23 protein-coding genes are annotated in these 25,367 nt (G+C 63.7%); 17 read left to right on the plus strand and 6 right to left on the minus strand.

Annotated elements, in window-relative coordinates:
- The first annotated feature begins 65 nt into the window (after positions 1 to 65).
- The 3 genes from SB749_RS11190 (at position 66) to rraA (ending at position 2,139) form a co-directional block, all read left to right on the plus strand.
- Complete coding sequence (locus tag SB749_RS11190) at positions 66 to 506, plus strand: hypothetical protein (protein ID WP_410710395.1); 441 nt, start codon at positions 66 to 68, stop codon at positions 504 to 506.
- 83 nt (positions 507 to 589) lie between these two features.
- Complete coding sequence (locus SB749_RS11195; protein ID WP_410710396.1) at positions 590 to 1,612, plus strand: D-cysteine desulfhydrase; 1,023 nt, start codon at positions 590 to 592, stop codon at positions 1,610 to 1,612.
- Between the two features lie 38 nt (positions 1,613 to 1,650).
- Positions 1,651 to 2,139 carry a ribonuclease E activity regulator RraA gene (rraA, locus tag SB749_RS11200; protein ID WP_410710397.1) on the plus strand — a complete coding sequence of 163 codons (489 nt, stop codon included), beginning with the start codon at positions 1,651 to 1,653 and terminating at the stop codon, positions 2,137 to 2,139.
- Here the strand turns inward: rraA and SB749_RS11205 are convergent.
- Positions 2,130 to 2,645: a hypothetical protein gene (locus SB749_RS11205; protein ID WP_410710398.1), complete on the minus strand. Its 516-nt coding sequence runs from the start codon at positions 2,643 to 2,645 to the stop codon at positions 2,130 to 2,132. The two genes, rraA and SB749_RS11205, sit on opposite strands and share 10 nt — an antisense overlap.
- Positions 2,646 to 2,829: 184 nt before the next feature.
- On the opposite strand from SB749_RS11205, the gene SB749_RS11210 reads away from it, so the two are divergent.
- Positions 2,830 to 3,789, plus strand: coding sequence for a VOC family protein (locus SB749_RS11210; protein ID WP_410710399.1), 960 nt, complete (start codon positions 2,830 to 2,832; stop codon positions 3,787 to 3,789).
- A gap of 92 nt (positions 3,790 to 3,881) precedes the next feature.
- Here the strand turns inward: SB749_RS11210 and SB749_RS11215 are convergent, their stop codons facing one another.
- The gene (locus SB749_RS11215; RefSeq protein WP_410710400.1) at positions 3,882 to 6,026 is read right to left on the minus strand and encodes a heavy metal translocating P-type ATPase; all 2,145 of its coding nucleotides are present in this window, start codon (positions 6,024 to 6,026) and stop codon (positions 3,882 to 3,884) included.
- Positions 6,027 to 6,240: 214 nt separating this feature from the next.
- Between SB749_RS11215 and SB749_RS11220 the strand changes: the two genes are divergently transcribed.
- Positions 6,241 to 7,302: a 2,3-butanediol dehydrogenase gene (locus SB749_RS11220; protein ID WP_410710401.1), complete on the plus strand. Its 1,062-nt coding sequence runs from the start codon at positions 6,241 to 6,243 to the stop codon at positions 7,300 to 7,302.
- A 30-nt stretch (positions 7,303 to 7,332) separates the two neighbouring features.
- Here the strand turns inward: SB749_RS11220 and SB749_RS11225 are convergent, their stop codons facing one another.
- Together SB749_RS11225 and SB749_RS11230 are read right to left on the minus strand one after the other, a co-directional pair.
- Positions 7,333 to 8,046, minus strand: a complete 714-nt coding sequence (locus SB749_RS11225) for a CPBP family intramembrane glutamic endopeptidase (protein WP_410710402.1) — start codon at positions 8,044 to 8,046, stop codon at positions 7,333 to 7,335.
- A 77-nt stretch (positions 8,047 to 8,123) separates the two neighbouring features.
- Entirely contained in the window at positions 8,124 to 8,918 is a 795-nt protein-coding gene (locus tag SB749_RS11230; protein WP_410710403.1) for a MerR family transcriptional regulator, read from the minus strand.
- A 333-nt stretch (positions 8,919 to 9,251) separates the two neighbouring features.
- Here SB749_RS11230 and SB749_RS11235 point away from each other — a divergent pair, with 333 nt between their 5' ends.
- From SB749_RS11235 to SB749_RS11275, 9 genes are all read left to right on the plus strand, one after another.
- Complete coding sequence (locus SB749_RS11235; protein ID WP_410710404.1) at positions 9,252 to 10,697, plus strand: GntP family permease; 1,446 nt, start codon at positions 9,252 to 9,254, stop codon at positions 10,695 to 10,697.
- Positions 10,694 to 12,103, plus strand: coding sequence for a four-carbon acid sugar kinase family protein (locus SB749_RS11240; RefSeq protein WP_410710405.1), 1,410 nt, complete (start codon positions 10,694 to 10,696; stop codon positions 12,101 to 12,103). The genes SB749_RS11235 and SB749_RS11240 overlap by 4 nt, the downstream gene beginning before the upstream one ends.
- Before the next feature lie 65 nt (positions 12,104 to 12,168).
- Entirely contained in the window at positions 12,169 to 13,215 is a 1,047-nt protein-coding gene (pdxA, locus tag SB749_RS11245) for a 4-hydroxythreonine-4-phosphate dehydrogenase PdxA (protein ID WP_410710406.1), read from the plus strand.
- Between the two features lie 66 nt (positions 13,216 to 13,281).
- Positions 13,282 to 14,007, plus strand: a complete 726-nt coding sequence (locus SB749_RS11250) for a DeoR/GlpR family DNA-binding transcription regulator (RefSeq protein ID WP_410710407.1) — start codon at positions 13,282 to 13,284, stop codon at positions 14,005 to 14,007.
- A 162-nt stretch (positions 14,008 to 14,169) separates the two neighbouring features.
- Complete coding sequence (locus tag SB749_RS11255) at positions 14,170 to 15,627, plus strand: amino acid permease (RefSeq protein ID WP_410710408.1); 1,458 nt, start codon at positions 14,170 to 14,172, stop codon at positions 15,625 to 15,627.
- A 352-nt stretch (positions 15,628 to 15,979) separates the two neighbouring features.
- The gene (locus tag SB749_RS11260; RefSeq protein ID WP_410710409.1) at positions 15,980 to 16,825 is read left to right on the plus strand and encodes a transporter substrate-binding domain-containing protein; all 846 of its coding nucleotides are present in this window, start codon (positions 15,980 to 15,982) and stop codon (positions 16,823 to 16,825) included.
- A gap of 302 nt (positions 16,826 to 17,127) precedes the next feature.
- Positions 17,128 to 18,510, plus strand: a complete 1,383-nt coding sequence (locus SB749_RS11265; RefSeq protein ID WP_410710410.1) for an MFS transporter — start codon at positions 17,128 to 17,130, stop codon at positions 18,508 to 18,510.
- 131 nt (positions 18,511 to 18,641) lie between these two features.
- Positions 18,642 to 20,057 carry an NERD domain-containing protein gene (locus SB749_RS11270; protein ID WP_410710411.1) on the plus strand — a complete coding sequence of 472 codons (1,416 nt, stop codon included), beginning with the start codon at positions 18,642 to 18,644 and terminating at the stop codon, positions 20,055 to 20,057.
- 33 nt (positions 20,058 to 20,090) lie between these two features.
- Positions 20,091 to 20,258: an ATP-binding domain-containing protein gene (locus tag SB749_RS11275; RefSeq protein ID WP_410710412.1), complete on the plus strand. Its 168-nt coding sequence runs from the start codon at positions 20,091 to 20,093 to the stop codon at positions 20,256 to 20,258.
- Positions 20,259 to 20,300: 42 nt separating this feature from the next.
- Here SB749_RS11275 and SB749_RS11280 read toward each other — a convergent pair whose 3' ends face one another.
- Entirely contained in the window at positions 20,301 to 20,939 is a 639-nt protein-coding gene (locus tag SB749_RS11280; protein WP_410710413.1) for a TetR/AcrR family transcriptional regulator, read from the minus strand.
- A 230-nt stretch (positions 20,940 to 21,169) separates the two neighbouring features.
- On the opposite strand from SB749_RS11280, the gene SB749_RS11285 reads away from it, so the two are divergent.
- Positions 21,170 to 22,336: an acyl-CoA dehydrogenase family protein gene (locus tag SB749_RS11285; protein ID WP_410710414.1), complete on the plus strand. Its 1,167-nt coding sequence runs from the start codon at positions 21,170 to 21,172 to the stop codon at positions 22,334 to 22,336.
- 12 nt (positions 22,337 to 22,348) lie between these two features.
- Here the strand turns inward: SB749_RS11285 and SB749_RS11290 are convergent, their stop codons facing one another.
- Positions 22,349 to 23,320: an NADPH:quinone oxidoreductase family protein gene (locus tag SB749_RS11290; RefSeq protein WP_410710415.1), complete on the minus strand. Its 972-nt coding sequence runs from the start codon at positions 23,318 to 23,320 to the stop codon at positions 22,349 to 22,351.
- Positions 23,321 to 23,496: 176 nt separating this feature from the next.
- Here SB749_RS11290 and SB749_RS11295 point away from each other — a divergent pair, with 176 nt between their 5' ends.
- Together SB749_RS11295 and SB749_RS11300 are read left to right on the plus strand one after the other, a co-directional pair.
- Positions 23,497 to 24,519 (plus strand): phosphotransferase family protein, encoded by a 1,023-nt coding sequence (locus SB749_RS11295; protein WP_139907412.1) that lies wholly within the window; start codon positions 23,497 to 23,499, stop codon positions 24,517 to 24,519.
- The gene (locus SB749_RS11300; protein ID WP_410710416.1) at positions 24,516 to 25,310 is read left to right on the plus strand and encodes an SDR family oxidoreductase; all 795 of its coding nucleotides are present in this window, start codon (positions 24,516 to 24,518) and stop codon (positions 25,308 to 25,310) included. Before SB749_RS11295 ends, SB749_RS11300 begins: the two co-directional genes overlap by 4 nt.
- Positions 25,311 to 25,367: the final 57 nt, after the last annotated feature.

Below are 25,367 nucleotides of genomic sequence, written 5' to 3' on the forward strand. Positions count from 1 at the left end.
CTCTCACCTGGGCTGACGATACTCGATTCCAGCAATGTTCCTGATCTGGAAGAGGAGAAGTCACCATGCCCGCCTTCATCAGCACTCGCGCCGCAAAGTGGGGCGTCGCCGCATTTGCCGGCCTCGTGTCCCTCGGTCTCGCAGTCGGTCCGGCATCGGCCTCCGCCGATTCCCCACCCGAATCCAGTGCCGCTCAGGCACCCCAGAGTTCGGGACACCCGAAGAGTGCTGTCAACTACGCGGACAGACTGATCACCGCCTACGGCATCGGTGATGCCGTGGTCGTGGATCAGCTCGCCACGAAGAACGTCGTCGCGGCCCTCGCCGAGCACAACGACGGTCACGCCAAACGCTGGCATCGCACGTCAGCCGATTCCGGCAAGGGATACACCTGGGTGTCCTACACGAACCTGGACACATATGACGTCATGAACCTTACGGTGAGAAACGCGGCCGCCGCGGGCAAGGACGGCGACGCTGTCCGAGAGGTCGAGTTCGTCGGCTGAGGGCGACCTGGTGCCGTCCCGTTGCCCGAATTCTGGTCGGCGTCTTGTCAGCAAGGCTGACCAGCTCGGTAGACTCGGGAATCATGGTCGCACTGAACGAAGTCCCACGCCGCAGCTACACCGAGGGTCAGACGCCCCTCCAACATCTGCAGCGCCTGTCCGCCGAGGTCGGCGGACCGCAGATCTGGATCAAACGCGATGACCAGCTGGGGCTGACCCAGGGCGGCAACAAGACGCGCAAGCTCGAGTTCCTCATCGCCGATGCCCTGAATCAGGGCGCGGACACGCTCATCACCGTCGGCGGAGTGCAGTCCAATCACTGTCGGCTGACCTTGTCGGCTGCACGCGTCGAAGGTCTCGACTGTCACCTCATCGTCGAAGAGGACCTCGGACCTGACGGCAGCACCCTCGGCCCAGCAGGGTCGAACCCGCCGGAGTACACGGGAAATTTCCTGCTCTTCGACCTCCTCGGCGCGGATTCGGTCACGGTGCTCGGCCACGGGGCCGACCTCCTCGGAGAGGCTGAGAATCTGGCCGAGAAGCTGCGCGGCGAGGGCAGGAAGCCTTACGTCATCCCGGTGGGCGGGTCGAATCCGATCGGTGCGCTCGGCTACGTCGACTGTGCTGTTGAGATCCTCGACCAATTCGCCGAGGCGGGGCTGGATTCGCCCACGATCGTCACGCCCAGCGGTTCGGCCGGAATGCAGGCCGGACTCATCGTCGGCCTCCACAGCGCAGGAAGCGACGACCCGGTCATCGGCATCAACGTCAGCCGGACACAGGCGGAGCAGGAACCGAAGATCGTCGACCTCGTCGATTCCACGGCGCACTTCCTCGATCTGACCCCAGTCCCTCGCGACGCCACAGTGGGACTCGGCGACTATGTCGGGACGGGATACGCTCTGCCGACCCGCGGGATGGTCGAGGCTGTGCGTCTCTTCGCCCGCACCGAGGGCATCGTCCTCGACCCGGTCTATACCGGCAAAGCAGCCGCTGGCCTCATCGACCTCATCAGATCCGGCCGTTTCTCTTCCGAGGACAAGGTCGTCTTCATCCACTCCGGCGGAGTCCCCGGACTCTACGCCCGCGCCCAGGCGTTCGCCTGAGCACCACTCAGCTCCCACCACCAACGGAAGGCACACAGATGACAGTTTCGACAGCAGACCTGTGGGACGAACGCGGCGACGAGCTCTATTCGATCGCCCTGAACTTCGGCGATTTCGGTGCCAAAACGTCGTTCTCCGGACCGGCCCGCACCATCCGCTGCTTCCAGGACAACGGACTGGTCAAGCAGACACTCAACCAGCCCGGCGACGGCGCCGTGCTCGTCATCGACGGTGACGGATCGATCGCCACCGCCCTCATGGGTGACATGATCGCCGAGGCGGGAGTCCGAAACGGCTGGAACGGTGTCGTCATCAACGGTGCCGTCCGCGACCGTGAGGCACTGGCCGAGATGGAGTTCGGGATCAAGGCTCTGGCCAGCAACCCGCGCAAGAGCGCGAAGGACGGTGCCGGTGAGATCGACGTGACCGTGGAGATCGGCGGCGCGCCGATCCGCCCGGGAGCGATGATCTTCGCCGATGCCGACGGTGTCGCCGTCGAGAAGCAGGCGGCAGAGACTCAGCGGTGAATGGTGTCGAAGCTCTGTTCGGCGGAGTCCCAGATGTCGGCAACATCGATCTGACCATCAGCGGTGAGCTGCTCGACAGTCGACCGGTCGTAGAGGTACGCCCACTCCCCTGCCGACACGACCCCGGTGACCACGAGGATGTCATAGTCGAAGCCCGCCCGTGACGTCGCCTGGACGATGAACGCCGTGGCTTCCAAGTCCTTGACTTTGTCCTCGGTCGAGGCGAAGTGGACATGGAGGCGTTCGGGTTCGGTCTCCTGGTTGAAGTCGGGGTTCGTCTCAGATTCGAGACTCACCTCGACCCCGTCCAAGGACTGCCCCACATAATCCGAGAGCTCGTCGAGGGAATCGAAACCCTGCTCTACGACATCCAGTGTCGCCGTCGGCGTCATTTCGGGATCCGATGTTGAGCCGGAATCGGAGCCACAGCCGCTGAGACTGATGAGTGCTGCGGTCAGGAGCCCAGCGATGGTGAGAGCAGGGGCGGACTTCGATTCGAACCTCATGGCACCAGCCTATCGGCGGGCGCGTGCTGGTACCGCATCGCCTCGATTGCATAGATCGCGGTGCTCAAGAGGGATCCGAGTCGCCTCGGCGCCGATCGGGAACAGATTCCTCGTTCTGTTAGTTGAATCTTAAACTAAATTGATCTACACTCGAGACAACAGCCGATCCGTTCAGGAGAACAGCATGACCACCACACCCACCCAGGCACCGACCTCCACCGACCTGCAGACTCCCGCCGTCGATGAGAGGCGACTGAGCGCGGCAACCGGAATGGACGCCGTGACCCTGCGCGTCGGCGATCTCGAGAAGATGTCGAACTACTACTCGAACGCCCTCGCCATGAAGCCCCTCGAGGAGACCTCTCGCGACGGCGAGGTCCACCGCGTGCTCGGTCGCGGCACCACCCCCCTGGTCAAACTCGTGGCTGCCCCGAACCTGCCCGGCGTCGACCCCAAGCAGGCCGGGCTCTTCCATACCGCGTTCCTGTTCGACACCAAGGAAGCTCTGGCAGCCACGGTCGCCCACGCCGCGCAGAACACCAACAGCACCTTCGTCGGCTCCAGCGATCACCTGGTCAGCCAGGCCTTCTACTTCACCGACCCCGAAGGCAACGGCATCGAGCTCTACATTGACCGAGCCCGTTCGGAATGGACTCACTCACTCGACGGTGAGGTCCAGATGGACACGCTCTACCTCGATCCGAACCGCTTCCTCGAACGCCACCTCAACCAGGACGTCCTCGCGAACACCGCCACCGAGCCCGGAATCGTCGGCCACGTCCACCTGCAGGTCGGCAACATTCCGCAGGCCCGTGAATTCTACGTCGATGCCCTCGGCTTCGAGCCGTCGCTGTCGTCGATGCCCGGTGTCCTCTTCGCTGCGGCCGGCGGATACCACCACCACGTGGCCATGAACACCTGGAACAGCCGCGGTGCCGGTCCGCGGGCGGCCAGCCTCGGTCTCGGGGACGTGGCGATCACCGTTCCCGGCCGCGAGGATCTCGATGCCCTGGTCGCGCGTCTGCGTGCGCACAGCCTCGATTTCGCCGATGACGGACGTTCGGTGCGAGTCGTCGACCCGTGGGGCACGCAGGTCACTCTGGCCACCGGGACCAGCTCCATCGACGAGACGCTGGCGCGCTGACACTCCGCCGGTGCGATTAGCTCCACCGGTCAGAACACGCTGAGGCGGGTGATGCTCATCGGCATCACCCGCCTCAGTTGCCTCCGCTGAGATCAGCTCTTGGAATGCACTCGCTCGACAGCCGCCTGCGGATGCAGGTCGAGTCGGCGCAGCAGCTGAGCGTTGAGGGCGACGACGATCGTCGAGATCGACATCAGGATCGCGCCCACGCTCATCGGCAGGACGAACCCGATGGGAGCGAGGATTCCTGCCGCCAACGGCACCGACAGCAGGTTGTATCCGGCCGCCCACCACAGGTTCTGCTTCATCTTCCGGTAAGTCGCGCGAGAAAGCTCGACGATGGAGAGTACTGAACGCGGATCGTCGGAGGCGAGGATGACTCCGGCAGAGCCGATGGCCACATCGGTTCCGGCCCCGATGGCGATGCCGACATCGGCCTGCGCCAAAGCAGGCGCATCGTTGACGCCATCACCGACCATCGCCACACGGCGACCCTCCCCCTGCAGCTCGGAGACCTTCGCCGCCTTGTCAGCGGGATGGACACCTGCGTAGACACGGTCGATGCCGAGCTCGGAGGCAACCGACTGCGCGACCGCCTCGGCGTCTCCGGTGATCATCACGACCTGCGCGCCGATGGCGTGGAGGGCATCGACGGCATCGCGCGATTCCGGCCGAATTTCGTCGGCCAACCGCAGTGCACCCACAACGGCTCCGTCGACGAGCACATGGAGGATGATGGCGCCTTCGGCTCTCCAGGCCCCCGCGGCCTTCGCCTCGGGGGCATTGTGCGCTTCGAGGAGCCTGGGCCCACCGACCTCGACCGTTTCGCCAGCGATGACGGCTCTGACACCGACCGCGGGTGATGAGGAGAAGTCGGACGCTGTCGGCACGTCGATCCTTCGCGCAGCGGCTGCCTTGACGATGGCGGTGGCCAATGGGTGTTCGCTGTCGGCTTCGGCCGCGGCGGCCAGACCGAGCAATTCATCCTCGGTCCGCGCGGTCCCAGCGCTCGGTACAGCCTCGATGCCGGTGACCGTCGGCTCACCTTTCGTCAGGGTGCCGGTCTTGTCGAAGAGCACGGAATCGACCGTGCGCATCGTCTCGAGTGCGAGCCGGTCCTTGACGAGGACACCGGCACGGGCCGCGCGCTCGGTGGCGATGGACACGACCAGAGGAATGGCCAGGCCCAGGGCGTGGGGACAGGCGATGACGAGCACGGTGATCGTGCGCACGACCGCCGAGTCCGGCATACCGATGAGCGACCAGACGACCGCGGTGATCACGGCAGCGCCGAGAGCGAACCAGAACAGCCAAGCCGAAGCCTTGTCGGCGATGCGCTGAGCACGCGACGAAGAGTTCTGAGCGTCGGAGACCAGCTTCTGGATTCCCGCCAGCGTGGTGTCATCACCGATCGCGGTGATCTCGACCCGGAGTCCGGAATCCGTGGCGACGGTGCCTGCCACGACGGGTTCGCCTTCGCCTCGTCGGACCGTGGCGGACTCTCCGGTGACCATGGATTCGTCCATATGGGCCGAACCGTCGATGATCCGACCGTCGGCGGGAACCGAGGAGCCGGGACGGACGAGGACGATGTCACCGACGACAAGCTCGCCCGGCGCGATGCTCACCGTCTCCCCATCGACGATCTTCTCCGCTTCATCGGGCAGCAGTGCGGCGAGGCTGTCCAGCGCCGAGGTGGTCTGTGCCAGAGAGCGCATCTCCATCCAGTGACCGGCGAGCATGATCACGACCAGCAGAGCCAGCTCCCACCAGAAGTCGAGCTGCGGATCGAGCAGACCCAACGACGAGCCCCAGGAGGAGATGAAGGCGACCGTGATAGCCAAGGCGATGAGCAGCATCATTCCTGGGCTGCGCCCCTTGATCTCGTCGAGGCCGCCGGTCAGGAAGGGTTTGCCGCCCCAGACGTACATGACGGTGCCGAGGATCGGCGCGAGCCATCGGAGTGCACCGAGGATGCCGGTTTCTGGAATCTCATAGCCGACGAGGTGGCCGAACATCGGGCTGAATGCGACGACGGGCACAGCGATGACGAGCATGATCCAGAACAGGCGGCGGAACTGCGCGACGTGATCGCCATGACCCGCATGCCCTTCGTGCCCGCCGTGGCCTTCGTGGCCTTCGTGGCCACCGTGGCCGCCCTGCCCCGGGTGGCCCCCGTGACCGGAGTGCTCGCCATGTCCGTCGTGGTCATGCTGAACGTGATCGGTATGGTCCATGGCCTCAACATGCCCGGAATGCCCCGCTTCATCGGGCCGCATATGCTGATGATTCTGCTGGTTGTCCATAACTCGAACATATACCCCCTTGGGGTATAAATCAACGGTGATTCCCTTCACGTGCAATCCCATGCAACCCTGGCTCTCATGGCGCAAGGGCTCTAGCCTCGAAGAACGCCGAACGGCTCATATAGGCCTCATGAAAGGACTCAGCATGAGAGCAGCACGGTTCCACGCACGCAAAGACATCCGGATCGACGATATTCCAGAGCCCGAACTGCTGCCGGGCACGGTCGCCATCGACGTGGCATGGTGCGGGATCTGCGGAACCGACCTCCACGAATACCTCGAAGGGCCGATCTTCGTCCCACCGTCGGGCCACCCTCACCCGATCTCCGGCGAATCCGCGCCGGTGACTATGGGACATGAGTTCTCCGGCACGATCACCGAACTCGGTGACGGAGTCAGCGATCTGGAGGTCGGCCAGAACGTCGTCGTCGAGCCCTACATCATTGCCGACGACGTCGACACCGGCCCCGGCCAGAGCTATCAGCTGTCAAAGGATATGAATTTCATCGGCCTCGGCGGCCGCGGTGGCGGGCTGGCGGAGAAGATCGTCGTCCAGCGTCGCTGGGTGCACCCCATCGGCGACATTCCGCTCGATCAAGCTGCACTGATCGAACCGCTGTCAGTCGCGCACCATGCAGTTGTGCGATCTGAAGCTGGAGCCGGCCAGATCGCCGTTGTCGGCGGCGCAGGTCCGATCGGCCTCCTCACTGCAGCCGTCCTCAAAGCCAAGGGGCTGACCGTCTACATTTCCGAAGTCTCTGAGGCGCGGAAGGAAATGGCCCTGTCGACAGGAGTTGCCGACGAGGTTTTCGACCCGCGTGAATCCGACGTCGCAAGTACCGTCCGCGAGCGCACGGGTGGGCGAGGAGCCGACGTGGGATTCGAATGCTCCTCCGTCCCCGTAGTGCTTGACATGCTTATCGACGCCGTCCGACCCGGCGGCGTCATCGTCAACGTCTCCATCTGGGGACATAAGCCCGAAGTCGACATGCCGAAGCTTGTCCTCAAAGAGATCGACCTCAGGGGGACGATCGGCTACTCCGGTGACCATCCCGAGACGATCAGACTCGCCTCCAGCGGAACCATCGATCTTTCGGCATTCATCACCGCACGCATCGGCCTTGATGAGCTCATCTCTGGCGGCTTCGACGAACTCATCAACAACAACGAGCAGCACGTGAAGATCATCGTCGACCCGCGTGGCTGAGCACACGACGAGAAGCACTCCAGCCCTCCGTCAGCCCAGGGAAACGGCAAGAACCACGGGGACGAATGCCGCGCAGGCATTGTTGAAGGCATGGGAGACGACTCCCGGCCAGACCGATCCGGTCCTGTGGAACAGAATTCCGTTGATGACTCCGACGATGAACGCAACGGGAAGGACGGGGTTGATTCCGTGAGCGAGAGCGAAGATCGCTGCGCTGACGACGATGCCGATCCACGGCCCGAACCGCAGCAGCCCCGATGTGAGCACACCGCGGAAGAAGAGCTCTTCGCCGAGTGGGGTAAGTATTGACCCCATGATCACCGTGCCGATGACCGCGAGCACTCCACCGGCGGCGGCAGCCTGATAGTCGCCCTGCACGTTCTCGATTCCCCCGTTGATCGAGTAGGTGATCAGCGAGACGATCGCGCCGAGGATCCAGCAGACCACGCCGAGTCCGGCTCCGAGGAGAAGCGACTTCCAGGACGCTTTCTGCAGCCCGAAGGCGGCGAGTCCGCGGCGCTTGATCGCAAAGGCGGCGGCGAATGCGGCCAGTCCCATGATCCCGGACAGCGCAAGCTGAATGACGCCGCCCAGCTCGGAGAGATCATCGGGGATCATCTTGAGGATGAGGAAGACCACACCGAATGCGAACACATAGGCGATGAGTCCGACGATCATCTCGGACCAGCCGGGGCGGTTGGCCCGGTTGGGCGATTGAACTGAGGTGTCGATCTGGAGTTGCATGACTCGGTCCTTCCGTAGTGCTCCGAACTGCTTGACACCCCCAGCAGAAACTGTGCCCTAAGGGCAGGGTCAAGGGTTCAGTCAGAACTTTCTTCGGACTCGGCCGGTGCTCGAACCTCGCCCGCCGTCCCATTGATCTCCTCAACCTGCACCAGCACGTCGATCTGAGCGGGATTGCAGAGCCGGACCATGGCCTCACCGATCGTCTGCTGCATCCGCCTGCGCTTCCGACGCGGAACGTCGTCGAGGAGATCCGCCCATCCGTACTTCTCGCCGATGGCCTTGACCTGCGGAGCATAGCGCAGAGCCAGCTCCCTGCGCGCTTGTTCGTCCGCATCCGCGGGGAGGAGCTGAAATTCTCGAGATGCCTCGGTCGAATTCACTTCGGCGAGCATCGCTCTCAGCGAGGCGATCGATTTCTCGTCGAGGACTTGGGAGTAGACGAGCAGCAGCCCCCGATCCGCCTCGGTGAGAGCGCCTCTGACGGCACCGAATCCGCTCGGAAGGTCCACGGCGATGCCGTGCTCGAGTATGGCGGCGATATCGTCGCGCATCTGCTGTCGGCGAGCGATGTCTGCGGCCAACTCCTCGTCTAGCGCCACCAGGGTCGAATGCATCGGTTCCACGGCCGCGCCCTGCTCGCCGGCCCGCTCCGTCGGTCCGGAGCCATCGATGTCCAACGCCGGATCGAAGTCACGGATCTGGTTGAGCGAGAAGCCGAGTTCGCTCAGCCGCCTGATCTGCAGCAGCCGCACAAGGTGCTCGGCACGGTACTGCTTGTAGCCGTTCGCCGCGCGTTCCGGCTCGGCCAGCAGTCCGCGACCGTGGTAATGCCTCACCGTCTTGACCGTCGTACCGGCCAGATCCGCCAATTCACGAGTACTCCATGCCAACTGCGACGGCCTCCTCCCGGCTATCCGACTGCGCGGAGTTCGAGCGGTTCGCTGCCAGAGCCGCGCGACGAAGTCTTCGCGCCTTCGTGACGAAGCCTATCCGGACCGTGCTCCTCAGTGCATTCACCGAGCCAGGAGGAACACGCCCACACACTCAACATTGCATGTATGCGCATCTATGACACATACTTGCTCATACTGTTCAACTTCGATGCTGATCGCCGACTGCCTTGCGGGCATCGCACGTCAGCTCGAAGCCATTGAGAACCACACACCCTGGCTCCCTGAGCCGGCCTCACTGCGGAGGACCATATGGACCTGCAACTCATCCTGGCGCTGATCGCCGGAATCGCGACGATCGTCGTCATCGTGCTCGCGACCCGGCTCGACGCCTTCATCGCTCTGCTCCTGGCAGCCGTCGTCACCGGCATCGTCGCCGGTCAGGACCTGCTCTCCATCATCGACTCCATCACCACGGGCTTCGGTGACACCCTGGCCAGCATCGGCATCGTCATCGGTCTCGGTGTCGGCATCGGCAAGATCCTTGAAGTCTCCGGCGCCGCCGACTCATTGGCTCGAGCCTTCCTGCGCGCTTTCGGCAAGGGCCGGGAGCCCTGGGCGATGGGCACCGTCGGCTCCCTCGTCTCCATCCCGGTCTTCTGCGACTCCGGATACGTCATCATGAACCCGCTGGCCCGCTCGATCGCCCGCGTGAAGAAGGGCGGCTATGTCACCCTCGCCCTGGCTCTCGGCTGCGGAATGACGCTGACGCACCACATGGTGCCGCCGACGCCCGGCCCACTTGCGGCCACCGGCATCCTCGGTGCCGATATCGGCGCCGTCATCCTCGCCGGTATCGTCTTCACCGTCATCCTTCTGCCCGTGGTCGTCATCTACGCCCGCTGGATCGGGCCGAAACTCGAACCTGTCCTCAATGCCCAGGTCAAGCATGATGTCTACACCGAGGCGGTCGTCGACACAGCATCCGGATCCGCTGGCGGCAGCGTCCTCACCGCCGAAGGCGGAGACTCCGCCGGCACCGATTCCACCCCGAGCACCGGTAAGAAGCCCGGCGCCTTCCTCGGTTTCCTGCCCCTCATCGTCCCGCTGCTGCTCATCGTCGCCAACACCGTGAGCACGGCGATCGACAAGAACGCTCAGGGAGAACTTGCCGGAGATGCCTACGAGCCCTCCGCTTGGGTCGCGCCTCTGGCCTTCCTCGGCAACCCCGTCGTCGCTCTGATCATCGGCCTCGTCCTCGCCGTCTACACGCTTCTGCCCCGCGTGACCCCACGCAATCAGGTTCAGAGCTGGCTGGCCGACGGCGCCGCCTCGGCAGGACTCATCCTGCTCATCACCGGCGCCGGCGGCAGCTTCGGTCTGGTGCTGCGCGAATCGGGCGTCGGTGACGCCCTCGCCGAGGCGATCGCCTCGATCAGCCTGCCGGCCCTCCTCGTCCCGTTCCTCATCGCCTCGCTCGTGCGTCTGGCTCAGGGATCGGGCACGGTCGCGATGATCACCGCTGCCTCGGTGACGGCTCCGCTCATCGCCCCGCTGGGGCTCGACCCGCTCGTGGCCGTGATGGCCTGCACCGCCGGTTCGATGGTCTTCTCCTACTTCAACGACTCCTACTTCTGGGTCGTCACCCGGTTCACCGGCCTCGACGGAATCAACGCCATCAAGGGCTGGTCGGGAATCACCACCGCCGTGTGGATCTGTTCCCTTCCGCTGCTGTTCGTGCTCGACTTGGTCGTATGAGCGCCTCCCACATGTCCGGTTCCGAAACGACCGCAGCCGCCGCCTCGACGCCGGCGAGCCCGCGCATCCTCATCGTCGCCGACGACCTCACCGGCGGAAATGCGTGCGGAGCTCTGTTCGCCGAGGCGGGGCTGCGGCCGATCACCGTCACCGATACCAGCCCGGCTGGCGGCGTCGACCTCAGCGGCTTGCTCGATGACTTCGACGCGGTCGTGGTCAACACCGACTCCCGGCACCTGCCCGCACAGCAGGCAAGTGAGCTCTACACCGCACTCATCGAATCCGCCGGGACCGTCGACCTCGTGGCATGCCGAATCGACACCACCCTGCGCGGCAATGTCGGACCGGCAGCGGCCGCCGCCATTTCGGCGCGCAGACGGTCTCTCGCCGCGACCGACGGTCCCCAGCATCGCGTACTCGGCCTGTGCGTGCCGGCGTTCCCTGCCGCCGGCAGAACCACCGTACAGGGGCGACAGCTGCTGGGCGGCCGACTGCTCGAACACACCGAGCTCGCCCATGACGTCCGCTCCCCCATGCGCACCTCCGTCATCGAGGACATCCTCGCCGCCGGCACGGAACTCACCAGCCGCCTCATCGATATCGCCACGGTGCTGGCCGGCCGTGACGCCATCCGCACCGCCGTACTCGACGCCATCGGAGAAGGGACCGACGTGCTCATCGCCGATGCCCTGACCACCGACCACATCGACCTCGTCGGGTCCGTCATCGCCGAGATCAGCAACGAACTCGCCGAGGCGGCTTCCCCCGACATCCGTGACCGGGCAGGTCTGGCCGACGGAGAGCGGTTGGACTGGGTGACCATCGACCCCGGACCGGGCAGCCTCGCCCTGGCTCGGTCTCGGCTGCCGACTCGCGCCGACGGCATTCTGCTCGGCATTTCGGGATCGGCCACTGAGGTCACCCGTGCACAGCTCGCAGCAGTGGCCGAAGACCCCACGATCACGGTCCTGCGCGCACCTTTGGACGATGCGGGACTGCCCGATGTCGAGGCCACACTCGGCCTCATCGATCGGACCGCCTCGGCGCGGGCGATCATCATCGCCACCGTCCTCGAGACCAGCGACCTGCGCGACCTCACCGATGCTGAATCCGAAGAGACGACACGGCGCCTGGCAGTGATCGCCTCGGCGATCATGTCCGCCATCCCGGTCTCCGGCCTCTACACCACCGGCGGGGACGTCACCGCCACGGTGATGCGCGAGCTCGGTGCGATGGGGATGGAGATCGACAAGGAGATCGTGCCTCTGGCCGTGGGCGGTCGCCTCGTCGGCGGAAGCGCTGACGGACTGCCGATCGTCACGAAAGGCGGGCTCATCGGCGACACCGGCACCGCCGTCGACTGCCTCGAATTCCTGTCGACGACTACTCGCGTCAGGCGAGACTGAATCGTGCACGACGACCCCACCACCCCACCCACCGACATCCATCCTAACCATCTGAGGAGACAGAAATGACAGCACCAGCACTCGCCGTGACCGTGGGTGACCCGGTCGGAATCGGACCGGAGATCACCGCCACGGTGCTTGCGGAGTTCGCCGGCAGAGACGACCAGCACGGAATCGCTGTGGCGGATCTGGCCGTGATGAAACGGGCCGTCGACGTCCTCGGACTCGACGTCGAACTGCGCTCCATCTCCGACTGGTCGACCCCGTCGGCGGGTGAAGGCGTCATCGACGTCTTCGATATCGGCGTTCTCGGGGATGACCTTCCCGACTGGGGAGTCGTCGATGCCCGCGCCGGCAAGGCTTCGGTGGCCGCGATCGAGCTCGCCACCAAGGCGGCCATGGATCAGCAGATCGCCGGCATCGTCACCGGCCCCATCAACAAGGAAGCCGTATGGAAGTCCGGTTCGCAGCACCTCGGGCACACCGAAATGCTCGGTGAGCTGACCGGAGTGACGAAGCAGGACACGATGTTCGTCGTGGAGAACACGAAGGTCCCCGACCACAAACTCCAGATCTTCTTCGCCACCCGCCACATGTCCCTGCGCAAGGCTCTCGACGCCCTGACCGTGGACACACAGATCGACTCCATCGAACGCGCCCACCGTGCCCTCCAGCTCTACGGCGTCGCCTCGCCGAGACTGGCCGTCGCCGCGCTCAACCCCCACGGTGGCGAGAACGGTGCCTTCGGCGACGAGGAGATCGAGATCCTCCGCCCGGCCGTGGAGAAGGTCAATGCGGGTGGCGCCTTCGAAGTCGCCGGACCGATCCCGGCGGATTCTGTCTTCCACCAAGGGCTGACCGGCCGCTATGACGGAATCCTCTCGCAGTACCACGATCAGGGGCACATCGCATCGAAGACCTTCGACTTCGACGGCACCATCTCGGTCACCGTCGGACTGCCGATCCTGCGCACGTCCGTCGATCACGGAACCGCCTTCGACATCGCCGGTCAGGGAATCGCCGATGCGGGCACCATGCGCTCGGCCTACCGCGCGGCCATCGGCTACGCTCCGTTCGTCGACGGCATCCGCGCGGAGTACCTGCCGCAGTAGGCTGAGTCGTATCTCCGGCCGCGGCGTCGCTGCGGCCGGATCACTGCCGAAGGAGAGGGAGAACAGATGGCGATCCGCTCGGGGACCCAGCGCCGCCGCGAAGCCATTCTCGGCCTGCTCAAAACTGGTTCGTGGAGCATCCCTCGCCTGGCCGAGGAACTCGAGACCTCGGAATCGACGATCCGCCGCGACCTGCGTGAGTTGGCCGCCGACGGCGAGATCATCCGCACCATCGGCGGAGCCACAGCCGCCGGCTATGTCGAACCGCCTTTGGGCGAGCGGATGGAGCAGCAGGCGGAGGCGAAGGACATGATCGCCGCACGAGCGCTCGAACGACTCGACGACGCCCGAGTGCGCACCGTCTTCCTCGACGCCGGTTCGACGACCGTGCGTTTGGCCGAGCGGATCAGGGACCGCAAAGAGCTCACCGTGTTCACTCGCGGACTCGAGATCGCGCTGGCTCTGGCTCACCCCGCCGGCCCCACAGTGATCATGGTCGGCGGCGAAGTCTCGACACTGTCGCACGGCACCACCGGCGCGCTGTCCGATCATGCGCTGTCGCGCATCCATGTCGACATCGCATTCCTCGGCGCCGATGCCGTGGATCCGGCACGGGGCCTCGGCGAACCGAGTCTCGACGAAGCGCGGACGAAAGAGCTCATCGCCGAGCGTGCCGGAGCAGTCGTCGTCCTCGCCGACAGTTCGAAATCCGGTCGCGATGTCGCCGCCTGGGCACCGATGCCGCCCGGCTGGACGTGGATCGACGAGCACGCGTCCCACCGGCACGATTGACAATACTGCGCTGACGACTCCATTCGCCGACCACCGTGTGATCGACGACATCTGATTCTCGCGACTTCTGTGTAGAATCCCGGAGGCAGTTTCAACAGTGACTGCCTGGAGGCTCGGCATTCGTGCGAAATCCGAGCCCTGGTCTCACAAGGAGAAAGCTCTATGAGCGAACCCCACAACTCGGGTGCTGACACTGACAACGCCGCTGGGGGCGGCAAGCTGCGCAACCGGCACATCACCATGATCACGCTCGGCGGCATCATCGGTGCAAGCCTCTTCGTCGGATCCGGAAACGTCATCCGCTCGACGGGACCGGCTGCCATCCTCTCCTATCTCATCGGCGGACTTCTCGTCTTCCTCGCCATGCGGATGCTCGGTGAGATGTCGGCACGACGACCTGCCGTCGGCTCCTTCATGGAGTACGCGAACGAGTCCTTGGGCGGATGGGCCGCCTACCTCGTCGGCTGGCTGTATTGGTACTTCTGGGTCGGCGTCATCGCTTACGAAGCGGTCGTCGGCGGCGGAATCATGTCAGGCTGGTTCCCCGCGATTCCCACCTGGCTCTGGTCCCTCCTCCTCGTCATCGTCTTCATCGGCACGAACGTCCTCTCGGTCCGCGTCTTCGGTGAGGTCGAGTTCTGGCTCGCGAGCATCAAGGTCATCACGATCGTCGTCTTCCTCATCGTCGGTGCACTCTTCGTGCTCGGCGCCTGGCCCAACGCGACGAACTCCGTATCCAACCTGTGGGACCACGGCGGTTTCATGCCCATGGGCTTCAGCGCCGTGATGATCGGCGTGGCCACCGTCATCTTCAGCTACTTCGGCACCGAGATCGCCGTCATGGCATCGGCCGAGTCAGTCGATCCGGCTCGCGGCATCAACCAGGCCACCCGGACCGTCATCTGGCGGATCATGCTGTTCTTCGTCGGCGGCGTGCTCATCATCGTCACCGCGGTTCCCTGGGATGAGCTGCCCGATCCCGATACGATCGCTCCGTTCGCTCATGTCTACGGTCTCTTCGGTCTGCCAGGTGCCTCGGCGATCATGACAATCGTCCTGTTCACCGCTGTCATCTCGGTGCTCAACTCCGGCCTCTATTCGGCCTCCCGCATGTTCGCCTCCCTGGCCGACAAAGGGTATGCGCCGGCGCTCATCCGCAAGCGCTCGAAGACGAACGTCCCGGTGGCAGCTCTCATCGCTTCGAGCCTCGGTGCGCTGGCGGCCGTTGTCGCCAACTTCACCGTCCCGGCGTCGGGGATCTTCGACTTCATCATGAACTCCGGCGGTCTCGTAGCCCTCTTCGTCTATGTCTTCATTGCCCTCGCCCAGTGGCGCATGCGACTCAAACTCAGCCCGGCCGAGCGAGAAGCTCTGACCTTGAAATCGTGGCTGACGCCGATCCTCAACATCTTCCTCATCATCGTCGTCATCGGCGTCGTCATCATCATGCTCCTCAGCGAGGACGGCCGGGCACAGGTGTGGACGAGCCTAGTCGCCACTGCGGTGCTCTTCGCCGTGTGGCCGCTCGTCAAGCGTCGCCTCAACGCTCGCGGGATCGATACGTCTCCGGCGATGGATCAGCGTGCAGCAGCCGCGGTAGAGGAATCTGCGGCCTCCTGATCCAGCACCGCAGTTCGGACATCTGAGCCATTCGGCCTGAGTCGATTGAGTGAAGGGACCGTGCATATGCGCGTTCCCTCCACTCATTCATCTGATCTCGACGTTTTCGATCCGATCTACGGCGCTCGGCGCAAAAATGAGGGTATCGTCCACCGGATGAGCCGGTGCAGGTGCCGTCGGCCGTCGGCTATGGGCACCGGCATCGGCGGAGGTGGGAACTGCCATGCGGATGAGATCGGTCGCCTTCCTGACCGCAGATAGACTAACCCGTCTCCCCGATGCATCGGGCTAGACTTTACTCAGACATGAACCGCCGAACCGGCATGCCAGCCACATCTAGGACATCGAAGTCATGCATTTCACAAGTAAGTTCGCTCCCACCATCGCTGGATTCTGTGCGGTCGCACTTGCTCTTGCCGGGTGTACATCAACTGGCGCATCCGATCAGAACGCAGCCGAAGATTCGACGCCGGCAGAGTCGCAGGGGTCTTTTCCGACATTGAACCGAATCGAATCGTCGGGAGTCGTGAAGATCTGTACTACCGGGGACTACCGTCCTTTCACCTATTTCGACCCGAAGGCGAAGGAATGGTCGGGCATTGACGTCGACATGGGTCGCACTTTCGCCGACGACCTCGACGCGAAACCAGAATTCGTCAAAATCGGCTGGGACGAATTCCCATCTAAGATTCGAAAAGGCGCGTGCGACATAGGCATGGGAGGGCTCTCTATCACCACAGAGCGGGCCGCACAACTGTATATGTCGGATCCGACCGCGCAGGACGGTAAGACTCCCATCACCCAGTGTGGGAAGGTGGACAAGTACGACTCGATTGACAAGATCAACGATGACGATGTTGAAGTCATCACGCCAAAAGGTGGCACCAACGAAGAGTTCGCCGCGGAGCACTTTCCCGAGGCCAAGGTCATCAAATGGGACGACAACAATACGATCTTCGACCAGATCATCAAAGGCGAGGCCGATGTCATGGTGACCGACGCACCAGAGACCAAGTGGGTAGCCCATGAAGAACCGGAACTCTGCGCCGTCAACCCGGACAAACCCTTGAACTTCAACGAACAGGGCTATGCAATACGTTCAGGCGACGACCAGATGCTTGAATACCTCAACACTTGGCTGCGTATCACCCAGCATGACGGCACCTATGCCGGGGCCGAAAAGAAATGGTTCGGATAGCTCGAAAGAGAAGACTACTCTTTTCGCTTGCACAGACAAATTCGGTCATTGATTAAGTTTTCTGTCAACCCGATTGCCATAACGATAACTTCACTGTTCCCTGTGAAGAAGATTTGCCGCTCCGATATTGACGACGCAGAGCGTCCTTCCAGGTCAGATACGCCAAAACCGAATATTCTCCTAATGACACGCCGATGATTTGACAGGATTCTTCGATTGAGAAGCTGAGCACTGGCTCGTAACGTGGCTTCGGTTCGAATGAAGGATCACTTCGACTGTGGTCCACATGACTGGAGGAATTCATGAGTATTCCCTATACCTCAGGATCCGCATCACCTGCTTCCCCGCCCGAACCTGATCTCAAGACGGTCCGCAAGGCCGTCGCCGCCTCCGCCCTGGGCAATGCGACGGAGTGGTTCGACTACGGTCTCTACGCCGTTTCAGTGACCTATCTCGCTCAGCACTTCTTCCCCGGCGAGCATGCTCAGCTGATGGCGCTGCTGACGTTCGCCGTGTCCTTCATCTTCCGCCCACTCGGCGGGATCATCTGGGGCCCGATGGGCGATCGCCTCGGCCGCAAACGCGTATTGGCGCTGACGATTCTGCTCATGGCCGGTTCCACATTCTGCATCGCGCTGCTGCCGTCCTACGCCACGATCGGCGTCGCCGCACCCATCATCCTCGTTCTGCTCCGCGTCATCCAAGGCTTCTCCTCAGGCGGTGAGTATGGTGGTGCCGCCACCTTCATGGCCGAATACGCCCCGGACAACCGGCGCGGATTCTTCGGCAGCTTCCTCGAATTCGGCACTCTGGCCGGAATGGCCGCCGGTTCGCTCTTCGTCCTCCTTCTGCAGCTCGGACTCGGCGAACAGACGATGACGGACTGGGCATGGCGGATTCCGTTCGTCTTCGCCGGTGTGCTCGGCGTCGTCGGCCTGTACCTGCGCTCACAGCTCGACGAATCCCCTGTCTATGAAGAGCTGGACAACAGCGATCAAGGCAAGTCCGTCAAGGAGGTCTTCGCGACCCTGTTCGCGAACTACAAGAAGCAGCTCCTCGTCCTCGGCGGCATGGTCGTCGCGGTCAACGTGGTCAACTACACGCTGCTGTCCTACATGCCCACCTACCTGCAGAACCCAGTCGGCATGAGCGCGAACGCCTCACTGACCGTGATGTTCCTCGCCCAGGCATTCATGATGATCCTCATCCCGTTCGGCGGAATGCTTTCGGACAAGGTCGGGCGCAAGCCCGTCTGGTACTTCTCGCTCATCAGCCTCTTCGTCGCGGCGATTCCGATGTTCATGCTCATGGCCAATGGCTTCGTGTGGGCACTCGTCGGACTGGCCGTCCTCGGTGTCCTCTACATCCCGCAGATCTCGACCATCTCGGCGACGTTCCCGGCGATGTTCCCCGGACCTGTGCGCTTCGCAGGCTTCGCTATTTCTTACAACGTCTCCACTGCACTGTTCGGTGGCACCGCCCCCTCGATCAGCGATGGACTCATCGGCGCGACGGGAAACACCATCATTCCCGCCTACCTCGTCATGGCTGCATGCGCGATCGGTTTGATTGCCACGATCTTCATGAAGGAGACGAACGGTGCCTCGCTGCGCGGCTGCGGCCTCCCCGAGACCGGCGCGGACGTCATCCTCGACGAATCGGAGCTCGTCGACGACGCGAAATGACCGTCCGGACCCCTCGTGACCGCATCTGAGTGACGCGTCACCTACGGCAGAGCAGACCGGCGGCACTACAGCGGAACTTCCGTTGCAGTGTCGCCGGTCTTCTGCGACTGAGTCTGGGTTAATCTCGTGTCATGGTCACGTTGATTCCCGAACAGCCAGATTTCAATGGATCTACGGCCGAGGAGCTCGTGTGGAATGCTCTGTGCCGGCAGCTGCCCGATGCAGCGGCGATCATCCATGGTCAACGACTGACCGGCGATGACAAGGATGTCGAGATCGATTTCCTCATCCTGTGGCCGGGCGCCGGCATCGCCGTCGTCGAGGTCAAAGGCGGACGCGTCGACGTCGTCGACGGCGCTTGGTTCACCTCCGGCGCCCAGGGAAAGCGAAACCGACTGCCCACCTCTCCCCTCGAGCAGGCGATGATCGCCAAGCACACCCTCGTGGACTATCTGCGCCCGCGGCTCTCCCGCCTCCCCGGACCGATCAGCCACCTTGCGGTCCTCCCCTACACGGAACTGCCGAGCGACTGGGACCAGCCGGACGCGCCGAGGCGTCAGCTCGTCGACGGCACCGAGATCGGTTCCCTGGCATCGAAGATCGCCACTCAGCTGCGCTTCGACTTCGACCCCGAACGCCACGACCCCACGGCCGGCCACGAGTTCGTGCTGAAGAACCTCCGCAGGACCAACCAGGCGGTGGAGAATCTCAAGCTCAGAGCCTCCGAAATCTCTGACCGAGCCGATGCCCTCAGCCGTGAGCAGGCGAAGCTCATCCGCATCCTCCGCCACCAGAATCGTGCCGAGATCAGCGGCGGTGCAGGATCGGGCAAGACCTATCTGGCCCTGCTCAAGGCCAGAGCGCTGACGCAGGAGGGGAAGAAGGTCGCCCTCATGTGCTATTCCCGCGGGCTCGGCCGCTTCCTCCAGCTCTTCACCGCACAATGGCCCGAAGTCGACCGGCCCGCGTTCGTTGGGCTCTTCCACGACCTGCCCATCAGCTGGGGTGCGCCCACCGGCAGCGACGACGACTCGGAGTACTGGGAACAGCGACTGCCCACGATGCTCAAGGAACTCGCCGACGAGCGTCCGCGCAAGAGCCTCTTCGACGCCATCGTCATCGACGAAGGCCAGGACTTCAGCCTGCTGTGGTGGGAAGCCGTCCAATCCTGCCTGCGCAATCAGCTTGCCGACACCCTCTACGTCTTCACCGATGAGCGCCAACGGATCTTCGACCGTCACGGCGCATCACCGATCACGATGAACCCCATCCAGCTCGACGAGAATCTGCGCAACTCATCCCAGATCGTCGCCGGAATCGCCGACCTCGCGTTGGAACCGCCGATCGCACGCAACGGACCCGGCGACGAAATCGAGTGGATCGACGTCGGCCTCGAGGATGCCGTAGCCGAAGCGGATGGGCAGGTCGAAGCACTCATGGATGCCGGGTGGAACGCCGGCCAGGTCGCGCTGCTGACCACCGGATCCAGGCATCCGGAGCAGAAGAACATCGTGGAGAGCGAAGGGATCGCAGCCTACTGGGATTAGTTCTTCGCTGAAGAGGACGTCTTCTACGGGCATGTGCTCGGATTCAAAGGACTCGAAAGGCCCGCCGTGGTGCTCAGCCTCAACGGGTTCAGAGACCCCCAGCGGGCCATCGACATGCTCTACGTCGGTATGTCGAGAGCGACGACGAAGCTCATCGTCGTCGGCGACCTGACCATCTTCGACGAGATCTACGACAACTGATCGCTCAGCTTCTCACCGGCTCTCGTCGGTGGGTCTGCGATCTCAGTCCGGTGCCGCACCCAAGAGCAGGGTTCGCGCGGTCCGCTGCCAGGTGGTGAGCATCGGCTCCCGGTGTGGGTCACGTCGGGAGAAGGTGTAGGTCACGGCCATTCCGCGCATGCTCGCGAAGATCATCGTGAAGACCTCATCGAACTCCGGGTTCCGCGTGACCGCCGATCCGAAGAGCTCACGGGCATTGTCCCTGACGCGGTCGAGGACGATCTTCTCGTGCTCACGGACGTTTCCGGCCAGTTCATCGTCGGTGCGCGAAGCCGTCCACAGTTCGAGGGCAGAGAAGAAGCTGCCGTGCATCAGCCCCGTCCACAGGGTCCGAATCGCCCAATCGCTTCTGGCGTCGGCGGCGTCGGGTCGTTCCGTTTCCAGTATCCGACCGAATTCGTCGTCCTGGTCCTCCAGCCGTAGGCTGAGTCTCTGTTCGCCGAGGCGGCTGACTGCAGCCGTGAGCAGATCCTGCTTTGAGGGAAAGTGGTGGAGCAGACGCCCCCTAGTCACCCCCGCGATCGATTGGACTCTCACCGTCGTCGTCGCCGCATATCCTTCGCGCAGCAGGCATTCGATCGTGGCATCGAGGATGAGGTCGCGTGAGCGCGCAGTGCGTTCGGCCTGGTTGCCGGCATCCATCGCATCCCCTTCTGCCGTGTTCCGTTCTGGAGCTGTTCGACACCGCAGAACTGCGGTCGAAACGGGCTGCTTCCGACTATCTCACAGATCCAGTCTGTATTGACTGTTTTTCAGGCGGATGCCAGACTGAACGCACGCTCAGTGACCGGGCACACATCATCGCCTCGGCCCGAAGACCGGCCTGTCTGCCCGCCCAGCGACAACCACTGCTTGAGAAGAGGACGCAATCGATGAAGAGGAATCTGTACAACGAGGATCACGAGGCATTCCGAGGATCGGTCGCTGCGTTCCTCGACCGCGAAGTCGTCCCCCACTTCGAGGATTGGGAGGAGAACCACCTCGTCGATCGGGAAATGTGGCGCAAGGCAGCGCAGTCGGGCATCATCGGCCTGGCCATCCCCGAGGAGTTCGGCGGTGGCGGCGTCTCCGACTTCCGGTTCGAGATGGTGCGAGCCGAAGAGATCGCCCGCCGTGGCGTCGGTGCGGCCACGAGCGGCTGGGGCGTCTCAGACGGAATCGTCCCCGGCTATCTCATGGAGTTGGGCACTCGGGCGCAGAAACAGAAGTATCTGACTGGACTGACCTCGGGCGCGATGATCGGGGCGATCGCCATGACCGAACCGGATGCCGGTTCGGATCTGCAGGGCATCACCACGAAGGCTGTCCGCGACGGCGACGATTGGATCATCAACGGCGCCAAGACCTTCATCACCAACGGCATCCACTGTGATTTCGTCATCGTCGTCGCCCGCACTAACCCGGAGGCGAAGGCGTCTCAAGGCACTTCGCTGTTCATCGTCGAGGCAGGCACACCTGGGTTCGAGAAGGGCCGCAAACTGAAAAAGCTCGGCCTGGACGCCCAGGACACTGCCGAACTCTCGTTCACCGATGTCCGGGTGCCGGCCGATGCCCTCCTCGGCGAACTCGATCAGGGGTTCATCCACCTCATGGTCAACCTCCCCACCGAACGCCTCCTCATCGGATCGGGAACCCTGGCATCGGCGCGGGCAGCGCTGGCATGGACGGCCGAGTACGTCTTCGACCGCCCCGCTTTCGGTCAGACCATCGGCGACTTCCAGAACACCCGTTTCGAACTCGCCGAGCTCGAAACCCGAGTAGACGCCCTGGAGGCGTTCGTCGACCGCTGTGCCCTGGCTCTCAACGAAGGCGAACTCACTGCGGTCGACGCCGCCAAGGCGAAGTACTTGGGCTCGGACCTCGAGATCGAGGTCGTCAATCGCTGCCTGCAGCTCTTCGGCGGCTACGGCTACATGCTCGAGTTCCCCATCGCTCGCGCCTACAAGGACAACCGCATCCAGGCGATCTTCGGCGGAGCGAATGAAGTGATGAAGGAACTCATCGGACGCGATATCGCCAAGCGCCACCGCAAGAGGTGATGACGCCTGCGGCTACTCTCCCGCGACTTCGAGGAGGACCTTGCCCATCACGGCACGGCCGTCGAGTTCCCTGATCGCCGAGGAGGCCTCGGCGAGCGGGTAGTTCGCGTGGATGCGCGGGTTGAGGTCACCTGTGGCAACGTGCCCGAGGACGGCGTCCCACTGCTCGTGAATGAAGTTCGGGTGACCCCAGGCCGCCGCGCCCCAAGCGACGCCGTCGACAGAGATGTTCTTCAGCAACAGGCGATTGACCTTGATCGAGGGGATTTCACCGGCAGTGAAGCCGAGAACGAGAAGCCGACCGAACGGAGCGAGCACTCGTGTCGAATCGGTGAATCGGTCGCCGCCGACGGGGTCGAAGACGAAATCGACGCCGCCCGGACAGATCTCCTTCGCCGCGTCCTTGAAGCCGTCGGCGAGGACGACATGCGTGGCGCCGATCTCGCGAACCGCTTCAGCCTTCGCCTGGGTCGAGACGACGGCGATGACTTCGAGGCCCATCGCCAGACCCAGCTGCACTGCGGCCGAACCGAGACCGCCTGCGGCTCCGTGGACGAGGAGGCTCTGGCCAGGCTGGGCATTCGCGCGCACCCGCAGTGCGAAGTCAGCGGTGAGCACGTTCATCGGCATGCCTGCGGCATCGGCCAAGGAAACCGAATCCGGGACCTTCACGGTGGCCTCGTCACCGGCGACGAGGTATTCGGCGAAGGTACCCTTTCCGGTGATCGCAGCAACGCGGTCCCCGACGGAGTAGCGGGAGTCCGGACCCACCTCGGCGACGACGCCGGAGGCCTCGGAACCCAGAGTGAAGGGCAGGTCGTGCTTGACCTGGTACATTCCGCGAGTCTGCAGGACTTCGGGGAACGTCACGCCGGCATATGCGACCTTGATGAGCACCTGGCCCGGCCCCGGCGACGGGCGCTCCACATCGAGATGCTCCACATCAGCGGGGCCGGTCAGAGCGGTGACGCGAATGGCTTTCATAGTTTCCTCGCTATCGTTGTGACGCACACGGAACACTCGAGCTCCGGTGTCGGCGGTCTTCTCACCTCTATCACACCGAGCGGCTATGACCGTGATCACTTTCACGGCTTGACTCCCCCGCTCGGGATGAATACTGTGAACTCTACTGAACGACTGTTCACTCGGGAAGGTCAAGGATGACACAATCACCGGCAGGGTTCGATGCGGACAGCATCGGCAGATGGATCGAGCGGAGATTCGGGATCAGCGATTTCGACGTCGAAGTTATGTCGGTCGGTCGGTCGAATCTGACGTTCACCATCCTCGTCGACGGCAACCCACGCTGGGTCCTGCGCCGCCCTCCCCTGGGCCACGAGGGCGGCAGCGCTCACAATGTCGCCCGCGAGGGCCGGATCATGGCAGCGCTCAATGACAGTGACGTTCCGGTGCCGACCGTCCTCGACATCGTCGACGACCCCGAGGTCCTCGATGTGCCCTTCGTGTTCATGGATCACTGCCCGGGATTCCCGATCAACACTCCCACCGAGTGGGAGTCCATCCCACCTGAGAACCGCCGCGACTGTGCATTCGGCATGGTCGACGCGCTGGCGGCGATCCATTCCGTCGACGTCGATGCTGTCGGATTGTCCGATCTGCGTCGACCCGGCGGACTCATCGACCGGCAGCTGCGTCGTTGGATCGGGCAGGTCGAGAAGATCGCGATGCGCGAGACTCCGACAATCCACGAAGTCCACGATGTCCTCCGCGAGGCCATGCCCGACCCTGCGGGCTCGCCCGTGGGAATTGCACACGGGGACTTCAAACCGAACAATATGATCTTCGCGCCGTCGGGGTCGGTCAACGCCGTCGTCGACTGGGAGCTGACAGCCATCGGCGAGGTGCTCACCGACCTCGGCTATTTCGTCGCCATGCTCACGGTGCCCGAACAGTACACCAGCATCTGGGTGCCCCGAGCCGACGACGGTTTCCCCACCACAGACGAACTCATCGACCGCTATCAGGAAGTCAGCGGGCACGAAGTCCACGATGTCAGCTACTACTCGGCGTTCGCGATGTGGAAACTGGCCTGCATCCGTGAAGGCGTCTACACACGACTGGCGACAGGCAAGATGGGCGACCTCGATCTCGACCCGGAAGAGGCCGGAGCCGGGGTCGAAGACCTCGCTCGCCAAGCCCTCGACCTGTTGGAGAGATCATGACCTCATCCCTGGTCGGCAAGCGTGCGGTCGTCACCGGGGCCGCCGGTGGAATCGGCGCCGCTTTGGCCGCCGAGCTCATCGAACGCGGTGCGTCAGTCGTTCTCGCGGACCTCTCCCCCACGGTCGGCGACACCGCCGCCGTACTCGGCACCTCGGCATTCGCGTGGACAGGCGACGTGTCATCGGTCGAAGGAATCGGTGCGCTCATCGAATCTGCCGACGACAGCCTCGGCGGGATCGATCTTTACTTCGCCAATGCCGGAATCATCGGTCCGGCGATGCTCGGAGAATCCGACGCCGACTGGGACACGATCATCGACGTCAACACGCGCGCCCATGTCCGCGCCGCGCAGGCACTCGTCCCCCGTTGGCAAGAGGCCGGTTCCGGGTATTTCGTCGCCACCGCCTCGGCGGCAGGGCTGCTCACGCAGATCGGCTCGGCCGCATATTCGGTGACCAAGCATGCGTCAGTCGGATTCGCGGAATGGTTGGCCATGACCTATCGCGACGACGGAATCCGCGCCTCGGTGGTCTGCCCGATGGGAGTGAACACGAATCTGCTCGACGACGCCGGATCCGCCGGCGGCGCCGCCCAGAGGGCCGTGACCTCAGCCGGGACCGTCCTGGAGCCCGCCGAGGTGGCCGCCATCGTCCTCGACGCCGTCGAGAACGAGCAGTTCCTCATCCTGCCGCACCCCGAAGTGCTCGAGATGTACCGGATGAAAGGCAGCGACTACGACCGCTGGCTGCGCGGAATGTCCCGATACCAATCCCGACTCAGCGAACAGTGACACCGAGCCCCACCAACGAGTGAGACTCGCCCGAGACCAGACCTCACAGCAGTGTGA

The organism is Brevibacterium sp. SIMBA_078, from assembly GCF_046534565.1.
Lineage (GTDB): Bacteria > Actinomycetota > Actinomycetes > Actinomycetales > Brevibacteriaceae > Brevibacterium.